This is a genomic window from Streptomyces sp. NPDC002130, from assembly GCF_040296465.1.
In the GTDB taxonomy this organism is placed as follows: domain Bacteria; phylum Actinomycetota; class Actinomycetes; order Streptomycetales; family Streptomycetaceae; genus Streptomyces.
Map to the genome: position 1 here is coordinate 1 of NZ_JBEOXI010000784.1, position 1512 is coordinate 1512.

Genomic DNA, 1512 nt, shown 5'->3' on the forward strand with positions numbered 1-1512 from the left:
TATCGCCGGCATCGTCACCGGCACCGGCTGAGACGGATCGCTGATGCGCACGGGCGCGATGAGACCATTGATCAGCGACGACGTTCCGTCAGGTGCCACGTCGTACAGCTTCGCGAACACCACCGGCTGTCCGGGCGCCGCAACACGCAGCGTCACAGTGGGGGCTCCCACCACATCCATCGGTTCGGTCATCGGCGCAGTGGTCCAGAGCGCCTCGGTTCCCGGAATCTGTGCATTCGGAATGTTTCCGGCCGGATTGATGTTGAGCGGCTCGACTCCCGTCGGCAGCCCACCCGGTGCGGTGACAATCGTCTTCGAGCCGGGCACAACCGGCGCGCCGTCCGGCAGCAGTCCCCCGTCAGCGGACAGCTGGAAGCCGCGGGTGGTTCCGACATCGACAGTATCGGACGTGGCGTAGGCCGGTGCCGCGTTTCCCTCGTAGTCGATCCAGTTACGGAAGTACGCGAATTCCGGTCCGGTCTCCGTGTTCTCGTCCTTGAGGTAGTGGTCGAACCAGTCCATGAAGCGACCGGTTTCGTACTGGGCATCCTCGTCGGGTGCGGAGAAGCTGAATTCGCCCGGCGCAGCGGCCAAGTGGCTGTGCCCCCACGAATGCCAGATCATCTTGGCGTCGACGCCACGCGCTTTCAGCGCGTCGTAGGTTGCGGTTGCCTCGTTCAGATCGAACAGAGTGTCCTGTTGCCCCTGAGCAAGCAGTACCGGAATGTTGATCCGGTCGACGAACGACGACACCGACGACGCTCGGAGTTCACTCACCACTTGCGGTCCGATGTCCCCGGTCACCACCGCCTCGGCGATCGCGTTGCACATGTACGGCACGTAATTCGGGCAGCCGGGAAGTCGAGAGGGGTCGGTGAGGTAGCCGTCCACTCCGGGGTTTGCGACGCCGGCGCCGAAGAGGAGCGACGCAAAGAGCACCTTCGCCGCTCCGGGCTCGGCGGTGGACACTCCGGAAATGATTCCCGTGCTGTTGGGTGCCAAGGAATACGAAAGATCGTTCCAGGTGATCATGGGGATGATCGTGTCGATGCGGGGATCGACACTCGCGGCGGCGAATTGAATGCCGCCGCCGTAGGAGCCGCCCGTCATGCCGACCCGCGGGTCGTTCGTCGACGGTGCACCCGAGTGGTCGACGGAGTCCTGTACCACCGCGGTGAGCGCCGGATAGGGCTGCGTCAGAGCCTGATCCGTGTAGGCAATCCCCTCTTGGCCGCCGAGGAAGCTGACCAACTGGGAAGCGGCGACGCCGTCGTACGCGGGAGAGTCGAGTGTGATCTTGCAACTCGTGCCGCCGAAACCCAATCCCGAATACGTCAGTCCGACATACCCGTTCTCGGCGAAGTTCTGCAGAGCCGGAATCTGATCCTTGTACGAACCGCCGAACCCGTTCGTGGTCAGGATCGCGGGCGCGGGGTTGTCCGCATCGACGCCGTCGGTACCTGCACTCCATGCAGGTCTGCATGAGCGACGGCCCCAACCTCGCACAGGGCG

The 1512-nt window shown here is 64.1% G+C and carries 1 protein-coding gene; it reads right to left on the minus strand.

The window, feature by feature from the left end; genetic code table 11:
• On the minus strand, window positions 1–1512 hold a 1512-nt coding region (locus ABT116_RS45495), incomplete at both ends, for a CocE/NonD family hydrolase (RefSeq protein WP_351646950.1).